Source organism: Nodosilinea sp. E11 (assembly GCF_032813545.1).
Taxonomy (GTDB): Bacteria; Cyanobacteriota; Cyanobacteriia; order Phormidesmidales; family Phormidesmidaceae; genus Nodosilinea.
The window spans coordinates 3,141,966-3,168,428 of sequence record NZ_CP136520.1 but is presented as its reverse complement, the minus strand read 5'-3'; the positions used below and the strand labels follow the sequence as shown (position 1 = coordinate 3,168,428).

Annotated in this window: 22 protein-coding genes; 11 read left to right on the top strand and 11 right to left on the bottom strand. The window is 55.3% G+C overall.

All coding sequences use genetic code 11. The annotated features are described in order from the left end of the window. Positions 1 to 262 precede the first annotated feature (262 nt). A complete protein-coding gene (locus RRF56_RS16125) occupies positions 263 to 2,092 on the top strand; it encodes a serine/threonine phosphatase (RefSeq protein WP_317034197.1) in 1,830 nt (609 codons plus the stop codon). 50 nt (positions 2,093 to 2,142) lie between these two features. On the opposite strand, the gene RRF56_RS16120 is transcribed toward RRF56_RS16125, so the two are convergent. Then, the gene (locus RRF56_RS16120; RefSeq protein WP_317034196.1) at positions 2,143 to 2,379 is read right to left on the bottom strand and encodes a DUF4327 family protein; all 237 of its coding nucleotides are present in this window, start codon (positions 2,377 to 2,379) and stop codon (positions 2,143 to 2,145) included. 386 nt (positions 2,380 to 2,765) lie between these two features. Here RRF56_RS16120 and thrS point away from each other — a divergent pair, with 386 nt between their 5' ends. After that, a complete protein-coding gene (gene thrS, locus RRF56_RS16115) occupies positions 2,766 to 4,547 on the top strand; it encodes a threonine--tRNA ligase (RefSeq protein WP_317034195.1) in 1,782 nt (593 codons plus the stop codon). A gap of 3 nt (positions 4,548 to 4,550) precedes the next feature. On the opposite strand, the gene RRF56_RS16110 is transcribed toward thrS, so the two are convergent. Next, on the bottom strand, positions 4,551 to 4,949 hold the full coding sequence (locus tag RRF56_RS16110) for an S-layer homology domain-containing protein (RefSeq protein WP_317034194.1): 399 nt from the start codon (positions 4,947 to 4,949) through the stop codon (positions 4,551 to 4,553). Between the two features lie 218 nt (positions 4,950 to 5,167). Between RRF56_RS16110 and thrB the strand changes: the two genes are divergently transcribed. The 4 genes from thrB (at position 5,168) to RRF56_RS16090 (ending at position 9,361) form a co-directional block, all read left to right on the top strand. Further along, on the top strand, positions 5,168 to 6,091 hold the full coding sequence (gene thrB, locus RRF56_RS16105; RefSeq protein ID WP_317034193.1) for a homoserine kinase: 924 nt from the start codon (positions 5,168 to 5,170) through the stop codon (positions 6,089 to 6,091). A gap of 476 nt (positions 6,092 to 6,567) precedes the next feature. Further along, positions 6,568 to 8,178: an NAD(P)H-quinone oxidoreductase subunit 4 gene (locus RRF56_RS16100; protein WP_317034192.1), complete on the top strand. Its 1,611-nt coding sequence runs from the start codon at positions 6,568 to 6,570 to the stop codon at positions 8,176 to 8,178. A 236-nt stretch (positions 8,179 to 8,414) separates the two neighbouring features. Beyond that, on the top strand, positions 8,415 to 8,567 hold the full coding sequence (locus tag RRF56_RS16095; protein WP_317034191.1) for a hypothetical protein: 153 nt from the start codon (positions 8,415 to 8,417) through the stop codon (positions 8,565 to 8,567). A gap of 197 nt (positions 8,568 to 8,764) precedes the next feature. Then, on the top strand, positions 8,765 to 9,361 hold the full coding sequence (locus RRF56_RS16090) for a sulfite oxidase-like oxidoreductase (protein WP_317034190.1): 597 nt from the start codon (positions 8,765 to 8,767) through the stop codon (positions 9,359 to 9,361). 113 nt (positions 9,362 to 9,474) lie between these two features. Here RRF56_RS16090 and RRF56_RS16085 read toward each other — a convergent pair whose 3' ends face one another. Together RRF56_RS16085 and RRF56_RS16080 are read right to left on the bottom strand one after the other, a co-directional pair. Continuing rightward, positions 9,475 to 9,777, bottom strand: coding sequence for a hypothetical protein (locus RRF56_RS16085; protein ID WP_317034189.1), 303 nt, complete (start codon positions 9,775 to 9,777; stop codon positions 9,475 to 9,477). 225 nt (positions 9,778 to 10,002) lie between these two features. After that, positions 10,003 to 11,478 (bottom strand): LuxR C-terminal-related transcriptional regulator, encoded by a 1,476-nt coding sequence (locus tag RRF56_RS16080; RefSeq protein ID WP_317034188.1) that lies wholly within the window; start codon positions 11,476 to 11,478, stop codon positions 10,003 to 10,005. A 493-nt stretch (positions 11,479 to 11,971) separates the two neighbouring features. Between RRF56_RS16080 and RRF56_RS16075 the strand changes: the two genes are divergently transcribed. Further along, positions 11,972 to 12,583, top strand: coding sequence for a PTPA-CTERM sorting domain-containing protein (locus RRF56_RS16075; protein ID WP_317034187.1), 612 nt, complete (start codon positions 11,972 to 11,974; stop codon positions 12,581 to 12,583). Positions 12,584 to 12,614: 31 nt separating this feature from the next. Here RRF56_RS16075 and RRF56_RS16070 read toward each other — a convergent pair whose 3' ends face one another. From RRF56_RS16070 to purE, 4 genes are all read right to left on the bottom strand, one after another. Next, the gene (locus RRF56_RS16070; RefSeq protein WP_317034186.1) at positions 12,615 to 13,916 is read right to left on the bottom strand and encodes a YcjF family protein; all 1,302 of its coding nucleotides are present in this window, start codon (positions 13,914 to 13,916) and stop codon (positions 12,615 to 12,617) included. 134 nt (positions 13,917 to 14,050) lie between these two features. Further along, on the bottom strand, positions 14,051 to 16,078 hold the full coding sequence (locus tag RRF56_RS16065) for a DICT sensory domain-containing protein (RefSeq protein ID WP_317034185.1): 2,028 nt from the start codon (positions 16,076 to 16,078) through the stop codon (positions 14,051 to 14,053). Between the two features lie 287 nt (positions 16,079 to 16,365). Continuing rightward, positions 16,366 to 17,865 (bottom strand): ammonium transporter, encoded by a 1,500-nt coding sequence (locus RRF56_RS16060; RefSeq protein WP_410510491.1) that lies wholly within the window; start codon positions 17,863 to 17,865, stop codon positions 16,366 to 16,368. 603 nt (positions 17,866 to 18,468) lie between these two features. After that, complete coding sequence (gene purE, locus RRF56_RS16055) at positions 18,469 to 19,011, bottom strand: 5-(carboxyamino)imidazole ribonucleotide mutase (RefSeq protein WP_317034183.1); 543 nt, start codon at positions 19,009 to 19,011, stop codon at positions 18,469 to 18,471. Positions 19,012 to 19,196: 185 nt separating this feature from the next. On the opposite strand from purE, the gene bchM reads away from it, so the two are divergent. The 3 genes from bchM to RRF56_RS16040 all read left to right on the top strand — a co-directional run bounded on the left by bchM (position 19,197) and on the right by RRF56_RS16040 (position 20,656). Beyond that, on the top strand, positions 19,197 to 19,886 hold the full coding sequence (bchM, locus tag RRF56_RS16050; protein ID WP_317034182.1) for a magnesium protoporphyrin IX methyltransferase: 690 nt from the start codon (positions 19,197 to 19,199) through the stop codon (positions 19,884 to 19,886). A 28-nt stretch (positions 19,887 to 19,914) separates the two neighbouring features. Continuing rightward, entirely contained in the window at positions 19,915 to 20,307 is a 393-nt protein-coding gene (locus tag RRF56_RS16045) for a DUF423 domain-containing protein (protein WP_317034181.1), read from the top strand. A gap of 97 nt (positions 20,308 to 20,404) precedes the next feature. Beyond that, positions 20,405 to 20,656 (top strand): hypothetical protein, encoded by a 252-nt coding sequence (locus RRF56_RS16040; protein ID WP_317034180.1) that lies wholly within the window; start codon positions 20,405 to 20,407, stop codon positions 20,654 to 20,656. Between the two features lie 131 nt (positions 20,657 to 20,787). Here the strand turns inward: RRF56_RS16040 and RRF56_RS16035 are convergent, their stop codons facing one another. Beyond that, positions 20,788 to 21,024 (bottom strand): ferredoxin-thioredoxin reductase variable chain, encoded by a 237-nt coding sequence (locus RRF56_RS16035; RefSeq protein WP_317034179.1) that lies wholly within the window; start codon positions 21,022 to 21,024, stop codon positions 20,788 to 20,790. A gap of 142 nt (positions 21,025 to 21,166) precedes the next feature. Further along, a complete protein-coding gene (locus RRF56_RS16030; protein WP_317034178.1) occupies positions 21,167 to 21,580 on the bottom strand; it encodes a hypothetical protein in 414 nt (137 codons plus the stop codon). A 143-nt stretch (positions 21,581 to 21,723) separates the two neighbouring features. On the opposite strand from RRF56_RS16030, the gene RRF56_RS16025 reads away from it, so the two are divergent. Beyond that, on the top strand, positions 21,724 to 22,431 hold the full coding sequence (locus RRF56_RS16025) for a transporter substrate-binding domain-containing protein (protein ID WP_317034177.1): 708 nt from the start codon (positions 21,724 to 21,726) through the stop codon (positions 22,429 to 22,431). A gap of 46 nt (positions 22,432 to 22,477) precedes the next feature. On the opposite strand, the gene RRF56_RS16020 is transcribed toward RRF56_RS16025, so the two are convergent. Further along, positions 22,478 to 26,284 carry an EAL domain-containing protein gene (locus tag RRF56_RS16020; RefSeq protein WP_317034176.1) on the bottom strand — a complete coding sequence of 1,269 codons (3,807 nt, stop codon included), beginning with the start codon at positions 26,282 to 26,284 and terminating at the stop codon, positions 22,478 to 22,480. Positions 26,285 to 26,463: the final 179 nt, after the last annotated feature.

Below are 26,463 nucleotides of genomic sequence, written 5' to 3'. Positions count from 1 at the left end.
AGATCAGGGCTAGACCAGTAAGCTACCATGGGCTTCAGCAGGGTAACAGAAGGCAGCTATGCAATACTTAACGTGCAAGCCGATGCCACTCTGCTAGTCGTCTATATCAACGTGCCTCTATCTTGACCAGACCGGGGCTTCCCCAAGTGCTGGTCAACCGACCCACTTATTCACGGCCTAGACCTTTGGGCTGACATTGGATCGAGGGTGCTACAGGTTCCATCGTGCTGGCTAGCTGGTTTACCTTTGGATCATCGCTAGGATGCTAACTTGCCCTTTTTGTGAGTTTGAAAATGCCGCTTCTCAGCGGTCCTGCGAACGATGCGGCCAGCCACTTCAGCGATGGCGAGTCATCGATTTTCCTGCCCCTGGTGCAGCAGCGATCGCCTCCGACGACTGCTACAACGGCTATCTCGACGTTGACCAACGCTACCGCCTCATTCCTGCCTCAACGGTCGGTGCCTTTAGCGAGTCGGCTGCAGCCCTACTAGTCCTTGACTGCCAGCCCAAGGCTGACTCTCCGTTGCAAGCCTTACAGCAGGCCTGGCTTGAAACTCCAGGCCTCGATCCGGCCTACCAGCCGTTGGCCGCTACGGTACCCCTTGAGGCCTATCCCTACCTAGCTCTCCAGGCCGACAACTTTCCAGCCATTCCTGAGCTGCATCACGCCTGGCAAACTCCCCAGCGCACTCTTCTGTTGATCGAGGACCGCAGCACTTGGCTACCGCTGAGTGTGGGTTGGACGGCTATTGACGACCCACTGCAACATATTCAGTGGCTGTTTGAGACCACGCTGCTGTGGCAAGCGCTAGCCCCTTGGCGGGGGCAGGCCACACTACTCAATCCTCAACGGCTGACGCTGAACGAAAATAGCCTGCTCTGCCTGAGCCAGATCGATCAGGTACCCAATCAAACCCCGTTACCGCTACAGACCCTGGGACAGATGTGGCAAGCGCTGCTTGACAGTACATCAACCAGCCTGCCGCCCAAAGTACAAACCTTGGCGAACACCTTACAGGAGGGCGTTATTAACGATATTGCCTATGTGCAAGACACCCTGGCTGAAGCTGCCCAAGCCTATCAACAACCAGAGGTCAATCTACCCCCAGTAGCGTGGGCAGAGACTGAAGATCCGGCCATTGCGATTTCTCAACCTAGCCTTGAAAACCTAGAGCTAGACGTTGACACGGTCTTTGATACCCAAGAGCTTACTGAAGATGAAGGCAGCGGACTGATTGAAGCACCCACTATGGTGTTGCCGATGAAGCTGGCCGATCTCGATGATGCGGGCCAGAGTCATGTAGGGCAACAACGTCATCACAACGAAGATTGGTTTTTTACCCAAACTCAGTTACACAAAGTCAGCGGCCCCCAAGGTACTATCATGCGAGCGAAGGGGCTTTACATCCTCTGTGATGGTATGGGTGGTCACGCGTCAGGAGAAGTAGCCAGCCAGCTAGCAGTGCGCACGTTACGAGACTATTTAACCCAGCACTGGGGCGATCGCCTGCCCAATCAAGAGACGCTTGTCGACGCAGTGATAACCGCAAACCAAGCTATTTTCGATATTAATCAGTCCAATGCGACCTCGGGGATCGGGCGCATGGGTACAACCTTAATCATGGTGCTTGTGCATAACCTCAACATCGCCGTGGTGCACGTAGGCGACAGTCGCCTGTACAGCTACAACAAGCGCTTAGGGCTGCGGCAGATGACTCTCGATCACGAAGTAGGCCAACGTGAAATTAACCGGGGCGTAGAGCCAACGTTAGCCTACGCCCGTCCCGACGCCTACCAGCTAACCCAAGCCCTAGGGCCAAGGGGGCAAGAAGACCTCATTCCCAGCGTGGCTTATCACGAGATTACCGAAGACACATTGCTGCTACTCTGCTCCGACGGTCTCAGCGACAACAACTTACTAGAACGTTATACCGACAGTCATGTTGCTGGTCTCTTGAGTTCTAAAGCCAACCTAGAGAATGGCGTCAATCAGCTCATTGACCTAGCTAACGAAAAGAATGGCCATGATAACATCACGACCATTCTTATTCGGATCAAGCTTCAGCCAGATATGTCATCAATCATTGGTTAGGGTAATGACCGCTTAGGGCTGGCGGCTTGACTCAGCAGTTTAGTACTGGGTTAATCTTCTTCCCAAGACTGTACGGCCAACAGTTCTTGAATTGGATCTTGAGTGGAAAAGTCGAACTCTTCTAGTTCATGTTTCCAGTGGGCCCAGTCATCACCAAACAGGAAAGCGATTTTCCAGATAGGATCGCTGGGACTAACAACTTTGGATTTCTTAACTAGAGACTCAACTTGGCGCTGAAATTTCACCATCGGGTGAGCGACAACTAAGTCGGCGATTGCTTCAGTCATATTTTAGATTAAAAAAGCTCTTGGGAACGTCGGTCTAGGGCTAATCTGCACACTCTTGAAACTTGCGCAGGCACCAACCCTCTATTCAGGAAAACAGCATAACACAAGAAGGAAAAAACGCAATTCCTGTCTATGCATGTTCTGCAGGAGCAGCTTTCCTTTTGTCTATCAGATAGCCACTAGCCCTTAGTATACCCAACGGCAGCGACAGTTGTTGGTTGACCAGCCCCCCAAGAGGGGTAGATAACCGTACCGTGGCTTTAGCTTACGGGCGCTTGGAGCAAAGGGTTACTCAATAGTCGCTAAACTAGAGATCGCACCCTTTGCCGCTTCAGCACTGACCAATGGCTCAAACCGACCTATCTGCACCTCAAGCTAGTGTTCCCATGTCCTTGCCTCGCACCAGTGAGTCAGAGGCTCTCAAGCGCGTTCGCCATACCTTCTCCCACGTGATGGCGATGGCGGTGCAGACCCTGTTCCCTAAAGCCCAAGTCACCATTGGACCCTCGATTGACTATGGCTTCTACTACGATTTTGACAGCCCGACCCCCTTCACCGAGCAAGATCTGAAGGCGATCAAGAAAGAGATGATTAAGATCATCAACAAGAAGCTGTCCGTCACCGAAGAGACCGTCACGCGTGAAGAGGCCCAGCGGCGCATTGAGACGCTGGGAGAGCCCTACAAGCTAGAGATTTTGCAAGACTTGCAAGAGCCGATCACGCTCTACCACTTGGGTGACCAGTGGTGGGATCTTTGTGCTGGCCCCCACGTAGCTAATACCGCTGACCTCAACCCTAAGGCGTTTGAGCTAGAGAGCGTCGCTGGGGCCTATTGGCGCGGTGACGAAAATCGGGCTCAGCTCCAGCGCATTTATGGCACTGCCTGGGAAACCCCCGAACAACTGCAAGAGTATAAGCGCCGCCGCGAAGAGGCCAAGCGCCGCGACCACCGCAAGCTGGGCAAAGAGCTGGGTCTGTTTATCTTTGCTGACGATGTCGGGCCGGGCCTACCCCTGTGGACCCCTAAGGGCACGGTGCTGCGCTCTACCCTAGAAACATTTCTTAAAGAAGAACAGACCAAGCGCGGTTACCTGCCTGTGGTGACGCCCCACATTGCCCGAGTCGATCTATTCAAAATCTCGGGGCACTGGCAGAACTACCGGGAGGACATGTTTCCGCTGATGGCCGACGATGACGCGGCCCGTCTAGCGGAGGAGGGCTTTGTAATGAAGCCGATGAACTGTCCCTTCCACATTCAGATCTATAAGAGTGAGTTGCGATCGTACCGGGAACTGCCCCTGCGACTGGCGGAGTTTGGCACGGTCTATCGCTATGAGCAGTCAGGAGAACTAGGTGGCCTGACCCGAGTGCGCGGCTTTACGGTAGACGACTCGCACCTGTTTGTCCGTCCTGAGCAGCTTGACGATGAGTTCCTCAAGGTAGTGGATCTGATTCTGTCGGTGTTCCGCAGCTTAAAGCTCAAGAACTTTAAGGCTCGGCTCAGCTTCCGTGACCCTGAGTCAACCAAGTACATCGGCGGTGACGCGGTGTGGGAAACGTCGCAAAACGCCATTCGCCGCGCCGTGCAGACTCTGGGGATGGACTATTTTGAAGCACCGGGAGAAGCGGCTTTCTACGGCCCCAAGCTCGACTTTATCTTCCGGGATGCCCTAGAGCGGGAGTGGCAGCTGGGCACGGTACAGGTCGACTACAACCTGCCGGAGCGATTTGATCTGGAGTATGTGGCCGAGGACGGCTCGCGTCAGCGCCCGGTGATGATTCACCGCGCTCCCTTTGGGTCGCTGGAGCGGCTGATCGGTATTTTGATTGAAGAGTATGCAGGCGATTTTCCGCTATGGCTGGCCCCGATGCAGATGCGCCTGTTGCCCGTTACCGAAGAGCAATTGGGCTTTGCCCAGTCGGTGGCCGATCAGCTGTTAGCCAGGGGTGTGCGGGTTGAGGTCGATGGCAGCGGCGATCGCCTGGGCAAAATGGTGCGCAATGCCGAGAAGGCCAAGGTACCGATTATGGCCGTGGTCGGGGCAAAAGAGCTAGAAACCAATGCCCTCAGCATTCGCACCCGTGCCCAGGGCGAGCTGGGTGCACTGCCTGTGGCTGAGGTGGTAGAACGGGTAGCGGGGGCGATCGCCGCAAGAGAAGACTTCTAACCGCTAGGGAGCTTCGGGTAAATCGGCCTCAAGCTGGCGCAGATCGCTGAGCGATTGTTCCATAGCGTCAATCAGCGATCGCACCTCCTGCTCTTGCTGCTCTTGCTGCTGCTGCGCCAGACCAGCTAACACGCTAAGACAAGCATCCATGCCAGCCGCAAACTCATAGCGACTGACAGTAGTTTCGCCCCGAAAGGTGCCGTCGGGGTAGCCACTGATGCAGCCATAGACACCAGCCAGGTTGAGCAATGCCCCATAGGCCCAGTGGTCGGGAGACACATCGGTAAAGGGCAATACCAGCGTGTCCTCACTGGATTGAGCAACAGTGCCTTCATCAATGACCTCTTGCTCAGCTCCCCGACCATCGGCAGTATCGGACTCTGCCTGAGCGGGTGCGACCAAAACCAGCGCCCCTAGCGCAGCACCCAGAGCAATTCCTAGACCTAACCTTGATCGCTTGCGTGAGTGCAGCATTCTCAACCTCCTATACAAAAGTTCATCAACGGATCTCTCATCGCTCTCGCCAGTCGCCCCGGCTTTAGTCTGAGTCTGACAGAGGCTTCCCAAAAAGTGATAGTATCCTTGGCCTGAATGTTCCTCAACCGTCGGAGGCTTTTGCGGTGTCAACGCCTGTTTCTGTTATTGTGCCTGCGACGACTGCCAACCTCGGCCCCGGCTTCGACTGTTTGGGGGCCGCCCTTACCCTATACAACCGCTTCCACTTTACGGCCCTCGATCAGCCAGCCGATACTGTTGCGATCGCAGTCAACGGGCTAGAGGCTGACCGAGTTGTGACAGACGGGTCTAACCTGGCCTACAAAGCGTTTGCTTATTTTTATCAACAACAGGGCTTGGCGGTGCCAGCGGTAGCTATTGCCATCGATCTAGAGGTGCCCCTAGCACGAGGGTTGGGCAGTTCGTCGACAGCGATCGTCGGTGGGTTGCTCGGGGCCAATGCTCTCAGCGATCGCCCCCTCGATCAAACCGCTTTGGTCGAGATGGCCATTGCCATTGAGGGTCACCCCGATAACGTAGTGCCAGCCCTGGTGGGAGGTTGCCAGCTAGCCGTGACCCATGCTGACGGCACATCTACCCTATGTTCGATCCCCTGGCATGCCGACATTACCCCCGTGGTGGCAGTACCCGACTTTGAGTTATCTACAGCCGAGGCTCGTCGGGTCTTGCCTCCTACCTATAGCCGGGCCGATGCTATTTTTAATACCGCTCACCTGGGCCTATTGCTGCGGGGGTTAGAGAGTGGTCGGGGCGACTGGCTGCAAAAGGCTCTAAGCGATCGCATTCACCAGCCCTACCGCCAAGCCCTAATCCCTGGCTATGAGGTCGTGGCCGCCGCCGCCGCCGCCGCCGGAGCCTACGGATTAGTGATTAGCGGGGCTGGCCCCACCCTGTTAACCTTAGCGCCAGCGGCCCAAAGCGCCGCCGTGGGTCAAGCCATGGTTGTCGCCTGGGCAGAGGTTGGGCAATCGGCCCAGGCCCACGAACTCGCTCTAGAAACGACCGGAGCCCAAATCGCTCAAGCCTAGGGCAACCTCCGCCAGAGAGGTCTTGACAGGACTCGGGCTGGGAAAGGTAACGATTTAGATATTGACGTATCTAAATGTGAGCGCTCGCTCCAATTAATACAAATAGGCAAAATGGCTCAAACGCTTGCACAGTCTTGATGCCAGGCTTTTTTGTGTCAATATTTTGAGATTTTCGCCAAAAATCACTTATCAAATGTTTATTAAGTTTCCTATACTGGAATCGAGCGCAAAGATAGGTATATTTCTCTATCGACCTGTCATCCGGTTTATTTCTTTGGTTGTGCCCCTTAAAGCCACAACCCGCTCGCTGAAGTCCTCCGACCTTCTCGCCTAGGGTAGGCCGCCGCGAACAGCATTGGTAGCTACGTCCTTCAACCGATGTCTACCCAAGGTGTGTGTCCGCCTCAAATCAGACACTGAAACCGGAACCTGAATGCGCTGGCTGTTTTGTTGTAGTACTACTCACGCGAATTGTCATGCTGACCGAGCAATTTCCGTGGCTAACGACCCTAGTTGTGTTGCCTTTGCTGGCGATTTTGCCAATCCCTGTCCTGCCCGATCGCAATGGACAGACCCTACGCTGGTATGCCCTAGGGATAGGCTTCATCGAGTTTTCGCTAATTCTCTATACCTTCATTAACTTCTATAACTTCAACCAGCCTGGTCTACAGCTAGTTGAGCGCTATGACTGGGTGCCCCAGGTGGGTTTAACCTGGTCGCTGGGAGCTGATGGCTTGGCCATGCCCTTAGTCGTCCTCAGTGGGTTAGTGACTACCCTGGCGATTTTGGCATCTTGGAACATCACCCGTCGCCCTCGCCTGTATTTCAGCCTGTTGCTGATTATGTATAGCGCCCAGGTCGGGGTCTTTCTGGCCCAAGATCTGGTCATGTTCTTCTTTATGTGGGAATTAGAGCTGGTACCGGTGTACCTACTCATTTCCATCTGGGGCGGTAAAAAGCGCCTCTACGCAGCTACCAAATTTATTCTCTACACCGCCATTGGCTCCATCTTTATTTTGGTGGCGGCTTTGGCCATGGCTTTCTACGGCGACACCGTCACCTTCAACCTGACAGAGCTAGCCCAGAAAGACTACAACCTTACCTTCCAGCTATTGGTTTACGCTGCATTCTTAGTGGCCTTTGCGGTCAAGCTGCCGATCTTCCCGCTGCACACTTGGCTACCCGATGCCCACAGCGAAGCGCCTGCGGCAGTTTCGATGATTTTGGCTGGGGTACTGCTCAAAATGGCGGGCTATGGCCTGATCCGCATGAACATTGAGATGTTGCCCGATGCCCACCTTTACTTTGCCCCGGTGCTAGCTGTCTTGGGCGTAGTCAATGTGATCTACGCTTCGATGACGGCCTTTGGCCAAGACAACCTCAAGCGTCGCATGGCCTACTCATCGGTGGCTCACATGGGCTTTGTGCTGATTGGCTGTGCTTCCTTCACCACTCTCGGTATGAGCGGTGCCATGCTGCAAATGATTTCCCACGGGCTGATTGCGGCGGTAATGTTCTTCCTTTCAGGGGTGACCTACGAGCGCACTCAAACCTTAGATATGGATGCCATGGGTGGGATGGCGCGCAAAATGCCGACCGCCTTTGCGTTCTTTACGGCATCGTCAATGGCATCGCTGGCCCTACCCGGCATGAGCGGTTTCGTCAGCGAGATTGCCGTCTTCTTGGGGATGGCCACCAGCGATGTTTACAGCACGACCTTCAAGACAGTCGTCATCATCGGAGCAGCCGTGGGCGTGGTGCTCTCTCCGATCTATCTGCTCTCTATGCTGCGACGCATTTTTTACGGCGATGCAGGTCAGGTTGTTGCCAAGGTACCTAACATCATCGATATTCGCCCTCGGGAGGCCTTTGTGGCGGCTTGCCTGCTGGTGCCGATCATTGGCATCGGTCTATATCCCAAGCTGGCGACTCAAGTTTACGATGCTAAAACCGTGGAAGTGGCAAGCCGAGTACAGCATACGTTGGTAGCGGCGGCCCCGACGTCATCTCTCTACGCCCACATCATTGTGGCTCCCCAGGTGACAGTAGCCGAACTGCCCACTCTGGCTATCCCTCAAATCGACTAGGTTGAGAAGGCTCAATTAGCTCGGTTTTAACCGCACTTTGGCTATTCGGCCAAAGTGCGGTTTTTTATCGGCTTATGGGATTTCGCGCCATCTTAAGGACAATCTAGACACTGGCTTTGGGTACTCTGACAACGACGTTTCACTCGTCACAATGACACTATCGAGGTGCTTAGATCTCCAATCTCGCTCGATCTAGGTCGTTGATTAGACCATCACCGCAAGTTTTCAAAAAAGCTATGGCTCAGCAATACAAATGCCCTCACTGTAATAACCAACATTTGCTGCGGATTGGGGTGCGGGGTATTCGCCAGTGCTCTCGCTGTAGAGCCTATGTCGATGTGCGATCGCCCCACTGGTTCAGGCGCTGGATTCGTGATTTGGCAGCTTAGGCCTTGGCATTGCTCCCCAGAACGCGCTACAGACTGATTCTCGCGCTGTCTAGCAGGTACTGCTCAGCTCATTGTTGTGCCAGGTTAGGCCCGAGGATAGAGGGATTCCTTGCGCCCCCTCAAAATGCTGCCCCATGGATAGAGCCGACCAGCGTGGGGTGAGGGACAATAGAAAGGCCCTGATCGATTCAGTACCTATGGCCGGCAAGTATTTTGAAAAACCAGGTCCCGAATTAGCCGACCGTGTGCCCCCCGGCCAGCATCTCGCTAAGGGCTTTCCGGTGCTGACCTACGGAGACACGCCTGCGATCGCCCCAGCAGACTGGTCACTCACCATCAGCGGACTGGCTCAGCCCCAAACGTTTTCCTGGGCCGAGATTATGGCTCTACCCCAAAGCGACTTTACCGCCGACTTTCACTGCGTAACCACTTGGTCAAAGCTAGATGTCACCTGGCGGGGGGTTCGCATTAGCGATCTGATGGAGCAGCTAGTGGTGGATCCGGCGGCAGCCCACGTGATGTTGCACTGCTACGGCGGCTACACCACGAATCTAGCCATCGCAGATTTTGTGCGGCCCGACAATTTTTTGGCCCATACCCTAGAAGGTGAGCCACTGCCCCCCGACCACGGTGGCCCCATGCGGTTGGTGGTGCCCCACCTCTACGCTTGGAAAAGCGCTAAATGGCTGAGCGGCATTGAGTTTTTGGCAGGTCCTGCTTTGGGCTTTTGGGAGCGCAACGGCTACCACCAGCGAGGTGAACCCTGGGCCGAGGAGCGCTATAGCGATCGCTAGCTCTTGGCGTTCGAGCGATCGGGGCATTCAACCGCTGAACTTGACCATGCCTCCCACTCGGCGGTAGCGTTAGCCCACCTTGCCCACCTGCCATTCCGCCTGCCTCTATCCTCCTACCGATTGCCGTAGCGCCCCCAGCTAAGAAACGCTGTAACCACATAGAGCACAATAGTAGACCCAATGATAGACGGCACTACCGGCACTCCCTGAAAACTCCAGGTTAGCCAGGTCGAGGTAAAGTCGTACTGCTGAAGGAGATAATCGGCCATCCACTGGCCCACAAATACACCAATTAGACCAATGAGCACTAGGCCCAAAAGTTTGCCCGGCACCTGTCTAGGAACTAAGATATTGGCCGTGAAAGCGCAGGCGATCGCAATCAAGACTTGAACTAGCAGGCTGATCAAATCATCCATGTCGGTGTACTCCTAACCCAGAGCTAATTGGCTGCTGGGATTGCGTGTTATGCAGCTATAGCCAGTCTGGTTGAGACACCTAGCACCGGAGGTTCAAAGGTTTGAACGTCGTTGGTTTTGGGAGGGCTTAACCACTGCGACTATGGCTGTAGCGTTACTGCACTCACCTCAATATTCCCTGGGATCGCTTTAGGCAAGCGCCAACCAGGGACAACAAGCAGCTAGCTAAATCCATCCGTGGATAGCAGCTTGGTAGACGGCCTGATAGCGGTTTTTAGCTTGTAGCTTAGTAAGGCTGTTATTGATGTGGAATTTTACTGTACTTTCGCTGATGTATAGCTGGTTAGCGATATCGCGATCGCGCAGCCCCCGGGCCAACAATGCCATAATTTCGCGCTCTCGCTCTGAAGGGCGAGGGCTGCCTGGAGGCGTGGCTATAGCCTCAACCCACTGGCCCTGATGCACAAGCTGCACAACCTGACAGAGCTGATCGGCAGTCACTGTCCAGTCGATCACAGCTTTGACCTGGGCCGGAGGGGCAGAAAAAGCGTTCACTCTAACCCAGATGACGTTGGCAGCCCCCTGAACCAAGGAGGCGCTGTTGGTAATAATTACGGTCTCTGGATCAACAGGATCGGCAAGGGTGAGTCTAGCTTTGTAGACGAGACAGGTCAGAGCAACCTGCACCAGAACCGCCTCGCACTGAATGCTGACCTTAGGGCCGTACGGTCCGCCACTGTAGGGAACCTGGAGCGTAATTTGCACCAGCTGCTGCTGAGGACCAGGCTGGGTTTGCAAACCGCCCCCGAGACAAGTGGCCATAAATTGTAGCTGGTGACAGCGCGATCGCCAGCGCGCCGCCAGTTGCTGAGCCGAGGGGTCGCCCTCAGCCTCAGGCACGGCCACAATGGCTTCTAACAAAACTCCGGTTGAGCCATAGACCAACCGAGCATAATCACAGTACAGTGCGTCTAGCAGTTCGGCTAGCTGCACAAAAATATGGTTAATGGAAACCGGCAACAGCACTTCGGTGCCCACCAACGCCATCGTGGTGGACTTGAGAATCGTGGCCAGCTGATCGGAGAGGGGCAAGGGTTGGCTGAGAGCAGCGCTTACCGCCGATCCAGGCGACTTGACTTTTACACTGAGGGCAGCATCAAGGGCAACGGTGGCAGTCATGCAGAGCACCTGCAACACCTCTAGAAATTCTGCGGCCATGGGGCTATGGCTAAAGGTAGCCAGCACACCAATCACGCGATCGCCCGTCATCAGCGGATAGCCTGCAAACCCCTGGATGTTGTTGGCGATCGCCCAGTCTCGGTCTTTGACCCAAGCCTCATCGGCCAGGTGGTTGCTGAGAAAGGGTACCCGATTTTGAGCAATTTTGCCCACCTTATAGGCCCCCATGGGCACCTGAGCAAAGGAGCCGTCGGTGTGGGTATATAACCCAGAGGAGGCCACCAAGCGCAGCATGGTCTGATTGGGTTCCACCACCCAGATGCGGGCAAAAGCGCAACCAAACTGATCGACTAAGCCATCGGTAACAAAGCGCGCAATCGTCTCAATCTCAAGACAGCCAGAGAGCCGCTGGGCAATTTTATTAACCCGCTGTAAATTGAGCAGCAGCCGGGCCTGACTGGGCAAAGCAGCTCTGGAACTATCCACGCCGACGGGGGCAGAACTCACGGGTGTTTGAGCCATATCCCCTATAGGGTGAATTGAACCTTCACAATCCTCTGTATCGGCCAACACGGTTTAGAGGCTTTTATAGCGATAGCTAAGCCAATCAAGGCGTTTCCTGAATAAACATGGCTCAACCCATGAAACGGCGTTGCTAAATTGAAGCCTGATGGTGTTGCCGAATTGAAGCATGAATGTGGGTAGGGGCAAACGACCGTTTGCCCCTACGAGAGACATTGCTGCCTGTCATTCCCGCCTCTGCGGGAATGACAGGCAGCCCGTTTTCGGTTGGTGAATTTATCAAACTTCACAGAAGGGTAACCGCTCAGAAGAAAGACACATTTGTCAAGGCTTAGTAAAGTTTATACATTAGGCTCGGCAACGCCTCAGTTTCTTTTGTTAAAACGTGAACGGAGTATGAGTTTTGCCAAACGTTTAACCTTGGCCCGCGAGCTACCCGGACTGTGCATCTGCCTCTCGTAATTATTTAAAGCCCCCCGTTTTGGAGAAGCAGATGAAGGAGAGATCGATCGGTATCGGCCTGGGGGCCGTTGCCTTGCTTACTCTGGGTGCTCTATGGCCAGACTCCGCTCAAGCCTTTTCCCTTGGCACCCCGGTTACCGTCACCAATATCCTCGATAGAGGCGCTTTAGGATCTGATATTTTTCAGGGCCCCACCGATGTCGTAGTGATTGGTGACGAAGTAGAACTCAGCCAGTTCGGCGGTATCTGGGATATCGATCTCGGCGATCGGTCGATTTCATTTACCCTCAACTCACTCTTTGGCAATGTTACGTCCGGCAACGACATCTACCGGTTCCTCGCTACTGATTTTGGTGAACCTGGTCAGTATGCAGTGACCGGGTTCACCGTTATTCCCCAAGAGAACAGCCTAGAGTTTGCCATTAATCCCATAGTCAGGCAGAGGGGAAACAACTGGATTGATATTGTGTTTCCCCTGGGGTTCGCCCCTGGAACTCAACCCAATTTAACAGCCATTCCTGGGCAACTCGGCTTCCGCGTTGATCTCACTGTGGAACCGATCCCGATTCCCACTCCGGCCTTGCTACCGGGACTCATGGGTATGGGGCTAGCGATCTTGCGCCAACGGCGTGGCCAGGCTTAAGCGGGCTAGCGAATCAGTTCATCCAGTCTGATCAGAAGGTTTCTGGCGGCGGGTTAGGGGCCCCAGCGCTGCCAGTAAACCGTTCTTTAGCCGCAGTAAAGGCGTCTTGCATAGCCGATTGAATCTTCTGAGGATCGGGTTTTTTGCCCCCCATTAGATCGCCAAAGTAGACACAGGCCCCTTCCCCGAGTCCCCAGGTGTAGGCAGCGGCCCACGAGGCTGCGATCACACTACCAAAGCCAGGAATGAATTTGACCAACTCTCGCCCCACGGCTTGGGCAAAAAATCCACCCGCGATCGCGCTAATCAGACCGCCCGCCTGAGAAGGGCTGAGGGTTTGGCCGTAGAGTTTGCCCAGCAGCACAACCATCGACACCTGCAGCGACGTCAATACGGGCATGGTGGCAAAGGGCAGGGGCACAGCGGCCAGGGTAGCGGCCATGACCGCAAAGGCGGAGATATAATGTCGCCCCACATCTCGGTAGAGATTGCCCAGCTGTTCGGTGGCTTCGGCTTGCTCATCTAGCAGCTGGTAGAGAGCTTGGGCTTCGGCCTCGGGTAGCAGGTCAGCCAGGGCATCCCGCAGGGCCTCAAGACCATAGAATACGGGGTCAAAGCCGTCTTCTTCTAGGGTGAAATCAATTAGGACGCTGCGATCGGCCAGCCCCTCAAAATTGGCTTGCACCGCCGCAAAGGGGCGATCGACAGATTCGTCCGTGGGGGGATAAGGGAGATGGTTGTCGAGACTGGGGGGGTAGACCTCGTGGCTAGAGGTCACCACCAGCAAGCAGGGTATTGTGGGAAACTGCTGGCGCAGGCGCAGGGCGATCTGCCTGAGGGTGTCGGTAGCGAAGTCATTAATTTTGACGGTCAGGATGAGAATGCGCCCCGGGCTAGTACTCGCACTAAGATCATTTACTAATTCAGCAATGATGTCGTCAGTGGCTTGGGTTACATCGCCCAGACCCACCGTGTCGGTGAAGATCAGCAACGGCAGATCTTCTGAGGGGTAGGCATAGCGCTGAGTATGCTGGGTGTGGGGCTTAAACCCCTGGCCAATGATGTCGGCAGAAACACCGGTTAGCCCTCGGACAATGGAGCTTTTGCCGGCTTGGGGCTTGCCGATCAGTAGGGCCTCGGTGGTGGGCAACTGCTCTCGCACCGCCGCCAAAATAGTGGCGACCTTGTCGTCGTCAACGTTAAACCACCGGTTGAGTTGTTCCGCGGGTCTGAGTTTGCGGGTGCGATCGCGCATTTGCTGCCATACCCCCGTCAAAAAAGACGCCTTCGCCGAGGGTTGGTCTGGTGAGTTAGCTGGTTTAGAATCGCCCATGCCCCTGATTTACCATGGTTTACTGGCTAAAACAACCTCCTTGTATCCTACTGCTAGGGCTGAGTTTCGCCAGGGTGAGCCACCATCAGGGTTCGTCTGCTCAGAATAGGTGACGGGTGTTGTGGCGTGGCGGTTTAGTCGTCAAGCAGCACCGAGGGATTGCCCGGCAGGGTAGCGGGCTGTCGTTTGGTGCTCCCTGCCGATCGATGGTTGCGACCGTCGAGTTTGCCCTGGGCAATGGGCACCGTAAAGTGAAACTGACTACCTTTGTTTTTGCCTTCAGACTCAGCCCAGATCGTTCCCCCCAGCCCCTCGACGATCTGGCGACACATCGCCAAACCCAGGCCCGTGCCCCCGGTGGTGCGGCGGAGCGCGCCCTCCTCTTGATAGAACCGGTCAAATACGATGTTGAGGCGGCTGGGTTCAATGCCACGCCCGGTGTCGGCCACGGTGACCTGGAGGTGGGTAGGGCTAGACCGGGTAACTTGAATCGTAATTTTGCCGGTGGGAGGCGTAAATTTTTGGGCATTGTCGAGCAGTTTGGCTAGCACCTCAACCAGCCACTCACCATCGGCCCGCACCAGAGGAACCTGCTTCGGGATTTTGACCTTAATGGTCGGGGTTTTAGCGTTATCTTGGCTACCGTGGATGCTGCTGAGGGCCAAGTCTACACATTCTTGAATCGATAGCGACTCCAGATTCCACTCGACCCGTCCACTCTCCAGCCTTGACAGGGTGAGAAAGTCTTGCACCAGCTTGCGCATGCGCTCGGCATCTTCGAGGGCCGATTGCAGCATGATCTGGCGAAGCTCGTTGGGCATATCTGGCTCGGTGGCGAGGCTTTCGAGGCAGACCTGAATGGTGGAGAGGGGGGTGCGCAGTTCATGCCCCGTGATCGCGATCAGGTTGGCGCGGGTTCGATCGAGGGCGGCCAGCTGCTGGTTGAGGTCTTGGAGGTTGGCGTAGGCTTCGGCCTGAATGATGGCAACGCTGAGCTGAGTGGCGATCGCATCGACCAGAGCGGTATCGTCTTCGCTCCACTCATAGGGTTGGGGTTGGCAGTGGTGCAGCTCAATCAGGCCCACCAGTCGCCCCTGGTAGGTGAGGGGCACAATCAGCCACGACAAAATTTGCCACCGCTCAATCAACGGCTGAATCGCGTCTAGCTCTTGGCGAAAGGGAGAATCGCGGGCCTGGGTGTCAGCAATGGCAACAATTTCTTTCGTGTCTTGCACATAGTCAAATAGAGGATTGGTTGCCAGGGGCCAGGTCTCGCCCAGCAGAGATTCGACTCCGTTGTTGAGGTGTTGGTGTGCGATCACCAGCGTGGCATCGGTGGCACTACAGGGATAGATCAGGCAGCGACAAACCTGCAGGGCCTGACCCAGTTCTCGAGCCGCCTTGGCAAAAATTTCGTCAGCGTTTAACGACTGACGCACCACCGAGGTAATTGAGTTGACCAGGCGTTCGCGACGCTCTTGGGCGGAGATCGCTTTATAGGCTTTGAGCAACTTGTACTGCCCCGCCTGGAGGTAGGTCACTAACCTCTGGGTAAACGGGTCGGGGCCGCCGCTGCCGTCTAGCCGCGCGGTGGAGGCCAGGGTGGGATCAATGTAGGCCTGCCGGGCGATCGCAATTTTATCGCTCAGGTCAGGGCGATATCCGACGATGCGATCGAGCAGCAGCGCCGCCGCTTGCTGACTGACAAAGCGGTCTTGGGTCCAAATGCCTTCAAACCGTCGGGTTTGGTCGAGGGTAGACCCGCCATGGATCAAGGGCTCAGGCGATCGCTCCCGGCAGATTAAACAGGCGTTGTAATCGTCTCCAATGACAACTAGATGCCACTCCTGGGTGAGAGCGTCGTCAGCATCAAAAGCGATTGTTTCGTAGTTCTCAGAGCGGCTCACAAAGCTGGTACCCAGGGCCGACAGCACGTAGACCTGGTCACTCAGTTCGGCAATGCGTAGGTAGCGATTGGCCTCCTGCAAATAAAACCGCTCCTGCTGAAAACTGGCAATCACCAGCGACTTCGCCGTGCCCGCCAGCACGTGATCTTCCATCGCGTGGGACAACGCCGTCAGCGAGGTTTTGAAATAGAGGCTAGGCCTAAGCTGGGGAATTGCGCTCAGCAATTCTTCCACCACGGATGTGGAATTGCTCATCGTTCAGGGTTAGGGAACTGTCAATTCAAAGATGCTGCACTGGAACTCAAAATAGAAACCACAGAGACCAGGTGCCTCGGCAGCAGTTACTTTCACCTAGACTACCAGTTGCCTCTCTATCTACGGCACTTTGTAACCATTTGCCAAGATCAGTCCTTGCCCCGTTCACATTTACTAAAACTCAAATTCGTGACTTCCCAAAAACTAGGCACCCGAGCCAGTGACTCGGGTGCCTAGACAATCTCCGCGTTGAACCGGAGTAATGAACTAGATGGTATAGCGTAAAGCTACATCACACCGCTCATATCGCTGGTGTCTTTCAGGAAACCGCTGTAGGCTTCCATGCCGTGTTCGCCAATATCCAGACCCTTCATTTCTTCTTCGGCACTTACCCGCAGGCCCATGGTGGACTTGAGGATTAGCCAGAAAATGCTGGAAATTACTACGGTAAACAACCCAACCGACAGAACGCCGAGGATTTGAGCTCCTAGCTGGCCAATACCACCGCCGTAAAACAGGCCGCTGATCGCATCAGGATCACCCGCTTGGGTGAAGTTGTTGGGATTAGCAAACAGACCTACAGCCAGGGTGCCCCAGATGCCGCACACCAGGTGCACGGAGGTAGCGCCCACGGGGTCATCAATTTTGATGCTGTCAAAGAAGCCCACCGAGAACACCACCAGGATGCCTGCCACCAAGCCAATCCAGAAAGCACCGGCGTAACCCACAACAAAGCAGCCAGCAGTAACGCCTACGAGACCAGCCAGAATGCCGTTGATCGTCATCGATAGGTCAGGCTTGCCGCTGAGAGCCCAGGAGGTAAAGGTGGCGGCCACACCACCAGCTGCTGCTGCAAGGTTGGTCGTGACTGCAATGTAGGGAACGGCCAAGTCTGCTGCTAGTTGAGAGCCGGGGTTAAACCCAAACCAGCCCAACCAAAGAATTAGACAGCCCAGAGTAGCAATGCTGAGGTTGTGCCCCGGCAGAGCGCTAACTTGCCCTTCGGCGGTGTACTTGCCCATGCGAGGGCCAAGAAATGCAGCGCCCATGAGCGCGGCCCAGCCGCCAACGGAGTGCACAATGGTCGAGCCAGCAAAGTCGTGGAAGCCCATTTCAGCCAACCAACCGCCACCCCATAGCCAATGGCCAGTGATGGGGTAGGCAATAGCCGTGAGTAAAACGCTAAAGACAATAAAGTCAACCAGCTTGATGCGCTCAGCCACAGCCCCCGACACAATGGTGGCAGCGGTGCCCGCAAAGGCGGCTTGAAACAGAAAGAACGTGTCCTTCGTGAGGCCACCAGCAGAATCAAGACCGTAGAGCTCAGGCGCACCACCGAGGAAGAAGTTGCCCCAGCCAACCCAGCCGTTGCCGCCGCCAAACATCAGCGAAAAGCCAACGAACCAAAACGACAACGTGGCCAAAGCAAAAACGATCAGGTTCTTGGTCAGCACGTTGACGGCATTCTTTTGCCGACAAAAGCCGGTCTCTAGCATGCCGAAGCCGGCATTCATGAAAATAACGAGGAAAGCGGCAATCAGTACCCAGATGTTATCTAAGGTATTTTGCAGATCATCGACAGTCAGCTCTTCTTGAGCCTGGGCCGCAACTCCCCAGATGGCCAGAATAGCTAGCGTTAGAGGAATACAGGCTACCCAAGCCCAGCCGCCAATGCGGCTAAACAGACGCTTAAACGCCTTGTCAAAAGGCGGCACGCTGGAGTCCCAGAAGCCGGTCTTAGACCGTTTCCGAAACCTAGAACGGTTACGCAACACTAAGTTAGACATCTCAACAGACGTTCCTTCAACACAATCAGACAGTGAACACGGCTTAACGGTGTTAGACCTGAACCCTCCACCGCAGCGCGGCGAGACAGACCAGTATGGGAGCTAGGGCCACCAGGACTTAATTAAGCCCGAGGACCGATATGCCAAGAACGCAAACTTCTACTGGCATGGACATCAACAAGGTGATGGCTGTGGAAATTTACGCTCAACTGCCCTGGCACTTCTATGGCGTTAGCAGGCAGATGTATTTGCGCATACTCAGAACAAAACGATTCCATCAATTCTGAGTCAGTCAATCTGTATCGAGGGATACACAATGTACTGTAAAGACGCTATCTGCCTTGTATAGCCTTGAAAACAGAGGACAAATTGACCACAAAATTGTCTTCTAAAAAGAGGCACTGTCAGAAAATTGCGTCCCTCAGCAGTCGGGTCAGGTGCGTTCACTCTGTACGGCTAAAGAAGATCTTGAGAATGATTTTGGGTTAAAAGGGTTTTTAGCGACGTTTTCTGGGATTGGTTTTCCTGGGGTCAATGGTTCGGGGACAGTCCTTTTTGAGAGGACTCTTTTATGGGAGTACATGGAGTCCAGCCAGATTGCAGCTAAACCGGCGGACGATGGGCTTGCAGGTAGCTTTGGGGGCCGAGGCGTTCCAGCTCATTTTGCTTGGTCATGACCGATGCACTCAGATCGCGGCGATATTGCTCTATTTTGTCAAGCAGGGAAGGGCGATCGCAGGCCAAGATTTGCACGGCAAGCAGTCCAGCATTTTTGGCGTTGCCAATGGCCACCGTAGCAACTGGAATGCCTGCGGGCATTTGCACAATTGAGTAGAGCGAATCTAGTCCCTGCATGGTGCGACTGACTACGGGCACCCCGATTACCGGCAGCGGGGTGAGGGCGGCCACCATGCCCGGCAGGTGGGCCGCCCCACCTGCGCCAGCAATAATGATCTTGAGCCCGCGATCGCGGGCCGTCTGAGCGTAGGTGACCATGCGCTCTGGGGTGCGGTGGGCCGACACAATCGCCACCTCGTGGGCTACCCCAAACTCAGCGCAGATCTCTATGGCTGCCGCCATGGTGGGCAGGTCTGAGTCGCTACCCATAATGATGCCAACTTCGGGACCAACGTCAGAAATAGTCATAGCCTAAACCGCTGCTAAACTTGCCCTCCTATCATCCCACTGGCCCGACCCTGAGCGGTTCACCGAGCAGTTCTAGACTCGACGATTGGCGATCGCCAGGAAAGGTTGAGTTTCGTTGCGGGTCGTTTTGACGCAGCAAAACATCATAGAATTTTACAGAAGTTAGCAAATCCCCAAGCCCACCCATGACTGCCACTGACGATAAGACCGTAGTTCGCGAATATTTTAATGCCACGGGCTTTGACCGCTGGCAGCGTATCTACGGTGATGGCGAAGTCAACAAAGTTCAACTCGATATTCGCAAGGGCCACCAGCGCACGGTAGACACGCTCTTGGGCTGGCTGAATGCCGACGGCAACTTAGATGGGCTGACCTGCTGCGATGCGGGCTGTGGGGTTGGCAGTCTGTCTATTCCTCTAGCTCAGGCCGGGGCTAAGGTTTACGCCAGCGATATCTCCGCCAAAATGGTCGAAGAGGCCCAGCGCCGCGCCGAGGTCACCCTAGAGGGCAAAAACCTGCCGACCTTTGAGGTCAAAGACTTAGAAGAGCTAGCGGGCAGTTACCACACGGTGATTTGTTTAGACGTGCTGATTCACTACCCCCAAGACAAAATGCAGGGCATGATTAGCCACCTGAGTTCCCTAGCTGAGTCGCGGTTGATCATGAGTTTTGCGCCAAAGACGGTGTTTTACAGCGCCCTCAAGAAAGTGGGTGAGTTTTTTCCGGGGCCAAGCAAAGCTACCCGCGCTTACCTGCACCGCGAGGCCGATATTATCAAAGCGCTAGAGGCCGATGGCTGGCGAATTGAGCGTCGCGCCATGACCAAGACCCAGTTCTACTTCTCCCGGCTGGTAGAAGCGGTCAAAGACAAGTAAACCTGACGTCTGATGGGGTAGCGCAGCCATGACCTTAGAACGACTGTGGATAGCGATCGCAGCAGTGCTCGGCGGCACCGCCGTAGCGGCTGGAGCCTTTGCGACCCATGCCCTCAAGCCCCAACTCAGCGATCGCCTGCTGGCAGTGTTTGAAACCGCCGCTCGCTATCAGATGTATCATGCCCTGGCTCTGCTACTAGTGGTCCTGATTCGCAGCCAGGGGCTGGGTGCTTCGGGCTGGTTGACCGCCGCAGGCTGGGCTTTTATTGCCGGTACAGCCGTGTTTTCGGGCAGTCTCTATGCCCTGGCCCTGAGCGGACAGACCATTTTGGGCGCTGTAGCCCCGGTGGGCGGCGCAGCACTGATCGCAGGGTGGAGCTGCCTGCTGGCAGCCGGTCTGCTAGGAGCAGCGAAGTCCTAAAGTGAACTCACCCCGACGAACCAGCGAGTTAATCGACCAACCCCATCCACTCCCCTAGCCCCCAGCAGACCCTAAAAGAGCAAGCTATGATAGCCCTGTGTTCCGTCGGGCTTATATGTTTGACTACCTATCGCCATCGCCGCGATCGCTGGCTACACACCAGGAGATCATTGACTATTTGGAGCTTCACCAGGCAGCCCAAGAGTTTCGCCTAGAGCTAGAGCACCGCGACAATTTAGCGGCCTACTGCCAGTGGTATGACCAAATGGCCGCCGAAAACCAGCGCGACTTGGAGCACATGCGATTAGAAGTCAATTTATTGACCCTTTTTAACCGCCGATCACCTTAATTACAGTCCAAACCTGTGCTCACGATCAGACTAATAGTCTGCCAAGCCAAAGATGACAGATGAGTGCGGGTTCAAGGTTTGCGGTGCACGGTTCAAGGCTGGTCGTGAACCTGAAATCTTGGCTAGATAAGCTACAGGGTTTCTAGCTCATCTTTTTTGAGGTGAGCCCGCATAGGGCGCTTTGCCCCTTCGATCTCAAACTCGACTTGCACCGGAAAATTGGGGCTGATAGGGCGACCCTTGTAATCGGTCAGAATGTTCACCACAGTTCCTTCGAGACCCTTGGCATCGAAAGCTTCGTTGCGGTGCAGCGGGTGGTGATAAAAGATAACTGATTCTTTGATCCGGACGCGTTCACCAACATTCATAGCACACACTCGCTCTTACTCAGTCCTCCCTAGCGCCTAGCACTCTAGGTGGAAATTCAATTTCAATCCTATTATCTTTGCACAGGATGGCTCCCGTACCCCAGATCAGGCTCCGCAGATTAGACCAGCCGTCGCGCCAAAGCTAGTCGGTAGGCTGCATCAATTCATGCAGGCGCTGGGCCATCGCGGCCATCTCGGGATTGCTGCGGGCGGTGCTCTCAGTGCGAGCCTGAAATGCTTGCCCAATTTCGGTATCGTAGAGCAAATGCCGCGCCTGGTCGAGTAACTCAGGGGCACGCTCTAGGGGCTGAGGTTGTTTAGCCATCAGCACTTCATCCATCTGTACGATTAGCTGAGAAATGGGCCGCAGCCAGCTAAACTGCTCATGGCTGAGCACTAGACGCAGGTAATCGCCTTTGTTGGCGATCGCCCCATGGTTAGCCTCGTAGCGATCTTTCTCAGCATCCATCAAAATTTTGTGGGCCTTCAGCAGCAGAGGCCGCAGCTCCCGCAGGGGGGCAAAGGCCGGGTCAGAAGCAGGGTTACCAACAGTCATGCAGCTCTCGCGTACTCTTGTCATACCCCCTTTACCATTTCACGAAAAGAGGGCGATTTCAAGGGCGGGGCGGTGGGGGGAGATAACCCCCGTGGTCAAAACGAGTTTGATGTCACAATAACCCTAGGTTTTTTGGCATAGCCATGGATTTCACCACCGTTCACCCGGGTCAGCTTTCGATTATAGCTAGCGATTTTGACGCCCGGCCCATGAGCTTTGTACAAGATGGCGAGCGTCTGGGATACGAGCCCGCCGTTGCCCGCGCCCTCGGCGAGGTGCTGGGCCTCACCCTGGCATGGTTTGACCATCCCCCCGACCAGTTCTACCCTACCCTGAGCACTGGCGACTATGACGTCGTCTGGTTTAGCCAGGCCATCACCCAAGATCGCCGTGCCTGGGCCGACTTTACCCGACCCTACGGTCGTTTTGACGAGGCCGTGCTGGTGCTCAAAGCCAGCCCCATTCGCACCCTCTCAGATCTAGCGGGCAAGCGCCTGGGCACCCTAGCTGGCAGCGCTCCCATGGCCCTAGCCGAAGCCCTACCTGAGCTAGAATGGGTCTGCTTTGCCGGAGCGGAGCAAACCCTACCCAACGTGCTATCGGCCCTCAGCCAGGGCACCGTCGATGCCCTGGTGGGCGACGCGCTGCTGTTGCTCACCGCCGAGGCTGACACCACCAGCCTACGGGTGGCCTTCCAGCTGCCCAGCCAGCACCCGTTTGGCATTGGAGTCCTGCCGGGCAACCGAGAGCTGCTAGAAGCGCTTAACCAGGCGCTCAACCAGCTCATAGTCGACGGCACCCTGGCTAAGCTATGGGCACAGTGGATTCCCTACAAGCCATTTCCCTTCTAGCCTGGATGATTCACCCCCGATTTAGTAGGGCATAGACTATGCGTCCCTACGGGTTGGCTGCTTGAGCATCGGGGTTATGCCATTCGGATTTGCTATAAATCAGCCCAGAAGGCTCAGGGTAAGCGGCATCCACTGAGATCGCCGCTGGCTTGAGTTGAGCAATGAACTCTGTGGCGGCGGCTACGGCCATGGGCTTCGAGAAATAGTAACCCTGCCCCCCCTGGCAATGGTTCATTTGCAGATAACGCATTTGTTCGACGGTCTCGATACCTTCAGCCACCACCGAGAGATTCAGGCTAGTAGCCAAACTCAGAATCGCTTTGACAATTTCGTAGTCACCCGGACAGGGGTTCGGGCTGTGCAAATTGGTGATAAACGACTTATCAATTTTGAGAATGTCGATGGGAAAGCGGTGCAAGTAGCTCAGCGACGAATAGCCGGTGCCAAAGTCATCCATACATACCTGAATGTGGCGCTGACGCAGCTGCTTGAGCAGATCGATCGCCAGCTGAGCATTTTGAATCAGCACGCTCTCGGTAATTTCAATCTTGAGGTGCTGCCCCTGGATACCGTTGCGGGCCAAGGCGGCGTCGATCTGCTGAATCAGGTCAGGGCGCACAAACTGCTTGCCGGAAAGGTTGACATTTAAGGCCAGCTGACGGCTGTGGGCAAAGCGATCGCGCCACTGGCTGAGCTGACGACAGGCTTCATTCAAGGTCCACAGATCAAGCAGGGTAATCAACCCAGTATTCTCGGCCATGGGAATAAACTCGAGAGGCGACACCAGCCCTCGCCGAGGATGTTGCCAGCGCACTAGGGCCTCAAACCCCTGCACCTGGCTGGTGGCCAAGTCAATAATGGGTTGGTAATGCAGCCGCAGTTCATCGCGTTCGAGAGCGCGGCGCAGGTCGTTTTCCAACTCCATTTGCTGCACCACTAGGGTGTGCATGGGGGCGTTAAAGATGGCGTACTCACGGTTGCTGCCCTTGGCTTTGTACATGGCGATGTCGGCGTCGCGCAGCACCTGGTTGGGGTCAGTGTAGGTATTAGCGCTGAGGGCAATACCAATGCTGGCATGCACAAACACCTCATGGCCCTCCAACAGCACGGGGGCTTCGAGAATGGCATGAATTCGCTGAGCCAGGTGAATCGCTACGGTGGCATCGCTGAGGTCAGTCAGCAACACCACAAACTCGTCACCCCCCAAACGGGCCGCTACATCTACCGGGCGCAAGCAGGTTTGTAGCCGCTGGGCCACCACCTGCAGGAGCTGGTCGCCAATGGCATGACCGAGACTATCGTTGATTACCTTAAAGCGATCTAGATCTAAAAACAGCACCGCAAATTGCTGAGAGCAGCACTCGGCTTCAAGGTCGGAGGGTAGGCGATCTGCCAAGGTTGAATCGCTGAGGCCAGGATGTTGATGGCAACGCTCGTGTAGCAGCGCCAGGGCATCGGTCAACCGTTCTGTAAACAGAACTCGATTGGGCAGGCCGGTGAGGCGATCGTGGGAGGCATCGTAGCGGAGTTGTGCTTCGAGACGTTTGCGTTCAGCTAGCTCGGTCTGAGCCTGGGCATATAATTCGGCCTGGTGAATGGCGATCGCCAAATGATCGGCCAGGCGCTTAATCAGCTTGATTTCAGCCTCACTCCAGACGCGGGGGCCAGCGCACTGGTGCACGCTGAGAATACCTTTGACAACGCCCCGATAGCGGATAGAAACGGCTAAAATAGCCCCAATTTCTAGCGACTGGGCCAGGGGCAGCATGGGGGCCAAATCAGGTGATTGGGTCACGTCATCGACCACCACTGGCGCTTCCTCAGCTAAGATTTTCTGGGCGTGGGGATTGCCCTCAATCGGAATCACCTGATGTTTAAGATCTTGGTAGCCAGAGACGGTGGCGGTGGCGGTATGCTCCAGTTCGGTATCGGTGCTCTGACAGAGAATCACCATGCTGCGGCTAGCGTTAAAGGTATGCAACATCTTGTCAGCGGTCCGTTGTAGCAGGGCCGCCAAATCTGAGCTGTCGCTAATGGCGCTAATGATATCGTTGAGCAGCTTTTCTTGCTGGGCCAGCACAGCAGTTTGAGTCAATAACTGACTCTGCTGGAGAGCAATCGCAACCTGGTCAGCGAGTTGGCTGGCCAGAGAAATTTCCTTGGGCTGCCACTGCCGAGGGCCGCGACAGTGATGCACACACAGCAGCCCCCACAGGTCGCCGCCGCAGTTGATCGGCACCACCAGGTTGGCCTGCACTTGAAACCCCACCAGCAAATCGCGATAGCAGGGGTTAATGCTAGCCCCATGAACCGTGTCGGTGTGGTGGGTGCGCCCCTGACGATACTGTTCTACCAGGGTGGGGTTGTTGATCAAGCAGGTATCTTCAATCGTCTTGCCGAGGATAGCGGTCCAAGGCGGCAGCACCGCTTCGACGACCATGGTGCCACTACCATTGGGGTTCAAACGATAGATCAGCACCCGATCGGTTTGTAAAAACTGCCTGATCTCAGATACCGTAGTCTGCAAAATTTGGTCGAGATCTAGCGATTGATGAATGTGCTGAGTAATGGTGCGAATCAGGCGTTCTTCTTTGGCCTGGCGGCGCAGGGCCTCTTGAGCGTCAACCAGGGGAGTGACGTCGGTCGCGACTGAACCCAAGATTAAAATGCCATCTTCCCCAGTGCTGACCGGAAATAGCACCGAGCTAAACACCTTGCGCTGTCCCTCTAGATACAGCGAATCTTTAACGGTGATGGGGGTTTGGGTGGCCACAATCTGCTGCACCCGCTGCATAAAGGTGTTGTGAGCCGAGGGCGGCAGCAGATCGGCAAACTGCTGGCCAGCCATTTCCTCAGGGCTGAGGCCAAATTGGTCAGCGGTGGCTTGGTTAACGCGCAGGTAGCGCCCAGTGGCATCAAACAGGCTAACCAGGGCCGGGGTGTTGTCGATAAAGGCCTGCATCTGCTGACTGGTGTGGACTAACACCTGCTCGGCCTGTTTGCGATCGCTCACATCGAGCACCATCGTATCCCAGGCGATGCGGTTGTCAGCCAGACGAGCCAATCGCCCCATACCCTGGAGCCACTTTTGCCGCCCCGAGGGCGCAACAATGCGCCATTCGCCAAACCAGGGGGCTAGGGACACAGCAGACTGGTGCAGTAGGCTCTGCAATCTACTGCGATCGCCCAGATGAATAGCCTCCCACAGCAGATGGGGCTGCGCATGAAGTTGCTCAACCGACAATTCCCAAAGCTCAGCACACCCCTGGCTGATGTATACAATCTCCTCTACTCCTGAAGGGCAGGAAACGTGGCAAATGAGACCTCCCGGCAAGTTGGTCGTAAACTGCCGCAGTCGCGCTTCGCTGGCTTGGGAGAGCTGTTCAGCCCGGCGCTGATTGGTAATGTCTTGACCAATGCTGGTCATGCTGTGAACAGTGCCGTCTGGGTGAGTCCGTAGGGTGTTGTTCCAGGCCATCAGGCGGCGATCGCCACTGCGGGTGACAATTTCATGTTCGTGCTGAGCGATGCTTTCACCCCGAGCCATGGCGGCTTCAAACAATACCCGCAAGGGCTGCTGGTCTTCGAGAGGAATAAACAAGTCCAGCCAGTTGCCCCCAACCACCTCGTGGCGCTGCCACCCTGTGAGACTCAACAGGTAGTCATTGCAGAGCAAAATTGTGCCTTCAGGATCAACGACTAGCCCAGCTAGGGCCATAGTCTTAAGTACGGCTTGAAAATGTTGTTCTGATGCCTGAAAAGTAACCATTTGGCTATTGACCGGCTCTGCATTGCGATCGCTGACAAGAGGCGTTAAAGCATAGGGGCAACTTGGTGGCCAGTCATCGGTCATAGACTCAGCTCTGGGAGAAAAAGCAGCCCGAGCGGGACATGCTGCACTACCACCCTAAGCTTCTCCCATTTATTTTTCCCAGCATGAGACCACGGACTGCCGTACAGATTCACAGCTCTTAATGCTTTTTAGCTTGTCCGATATAGCCATAGTCACCTGGGTTAGGCCATCCAGCACCC

Bases quoted from the DNA above. Each gene is read 5' to 3' on its own strand.
- RRF56_RS16125 (WP_317034197.1), top strand. From the start codon at position 263: ATGCTAACTTGCCCTTTTTGTGAGTTTGAAAATGCCGCTTCTCAGCGG.
- RRF56_RS16120 (WP_317034196.1), bottom strand. From the start codon at position 2,379: ATGACTGAAGCAATCGCCGACTTAGTTGTCGCTCACCCGATGGTGAAA.
- thrS (WP_317034195.1), top strand. From the start codon at position 2,766: ATGTCCTTGCCTCGCACCAGTGAGTCAGAGGCTCTCAAGCGCGTTCGC.
- RRF56_RS16100 (WP_317034192.1), top strand. From the start codon at position 6,568: ATGCTGACCGAGCAATTTCCGTGGCTAACGACCCTAGTTGTGTTGCCT.
- RRF56_RS16095 (WP_317034191.1), top strand. From the start codon at position 8,415: ATGGCTCAGCAATACAAATGCCCTCACTGTAATAACCAACATTTGCTG.
- RRF56_RS16090 (WP_317034190.1), top strand. From the start codon at position 8,765: ATGGCCGGCAAGTATTTTGAAAAACCAGGTCCCGAATTAGCCGACCGT.
- RRF56_RS16085 (WP_317034189.1), bottom strand. From the start codon at position 9,777: ATGGATGATTTGATCAGCCTGCTAGTTCAAGTCTTGATTGCGATCGCC.
- RRF56_RS16080 (WP_317034188.1), bottom strand. From the start codon at position 11,478: ATGGCTCAAACACCCGTGAGTTCTGCCCCCGTCGGCGTGGATAGTTCC.
- RRF56_RS16075 (WP_317034187.1), top strand. From the start codon at position 11,972: ATGAAGGAGAGATCGATCGGTATCGGCCTGGGGGCCGTTGCCTTGCTT.
- RRF56_RS16070 (WP_317034186.1), bottom strand. From the start codon at position 13,916: ATGGGCGATTCTAAACCAGCTAACTCACCAGACCAACCCTCGGCGAAG.
- RRF56_RS16065 (WP_317034185.1), bottom strand. From the start codon at position 16,078: ATGAGCAATTCCACATCCGTGGTGGAAGAATTGCTGAGCGCAATTCCC.
- RRF56_RS16060 (WP_410510491.1), bottom strand. From the start codon at position 17,865: ATGTCTAACTTAGTGTTGCGTAACCGTTCTAGGTTTCGGAAACGGTCT.
- purE (WP_317034183.1), bottom strand. From the start codon at position 19,011: ATGACTATTTCTGACGTTGGTCCCGAAGTTGGCATCATTATGGGTAGC.
- bchM (WP_317034182.1), top strand. From the start codon at position 19,197: ATGACTGCCACTGACGATAAGACCGTAGTTCGCGAATATTTTAATGCC.
- RRF56_RS16045 (WP_317034181.1), top strand. From the start codon at position 19,915: ATGACCTTAGAACGACTGTGGATAGCGATCGCAGCAGTGCTCGGCGGC.
- RRF56_RS16035 (WP_317034179.1), bottom strand. From the start codon at position 21,024: ATGAATGTTGGTGAACGCGTCCGGATCAAAGAATCAGTTATCTTTTAT.
- RRF56_RS16030 (WP_317034178.1), bottom strand. From the start codon at position 21,580: ATGACTGTTGGTAACCCTGCTTCTGACCCGGCCTTTGCCCCCCTGCGG.
- RRF56_RS16025 (WP_317034177.1), top strand. From the start codon at position 21,724: ATGGATTTCACCACCGTTCACCCGGGTCAGCTTTCGATTATAGCTAGC.
- RRF56_RS16020 (WP_317034176.1), bottom strand. From the start codon at position 26,284: ATGACCGATGACTGGCCACCAAGTTGCCCCTATGCTTTAACGCCTCTT.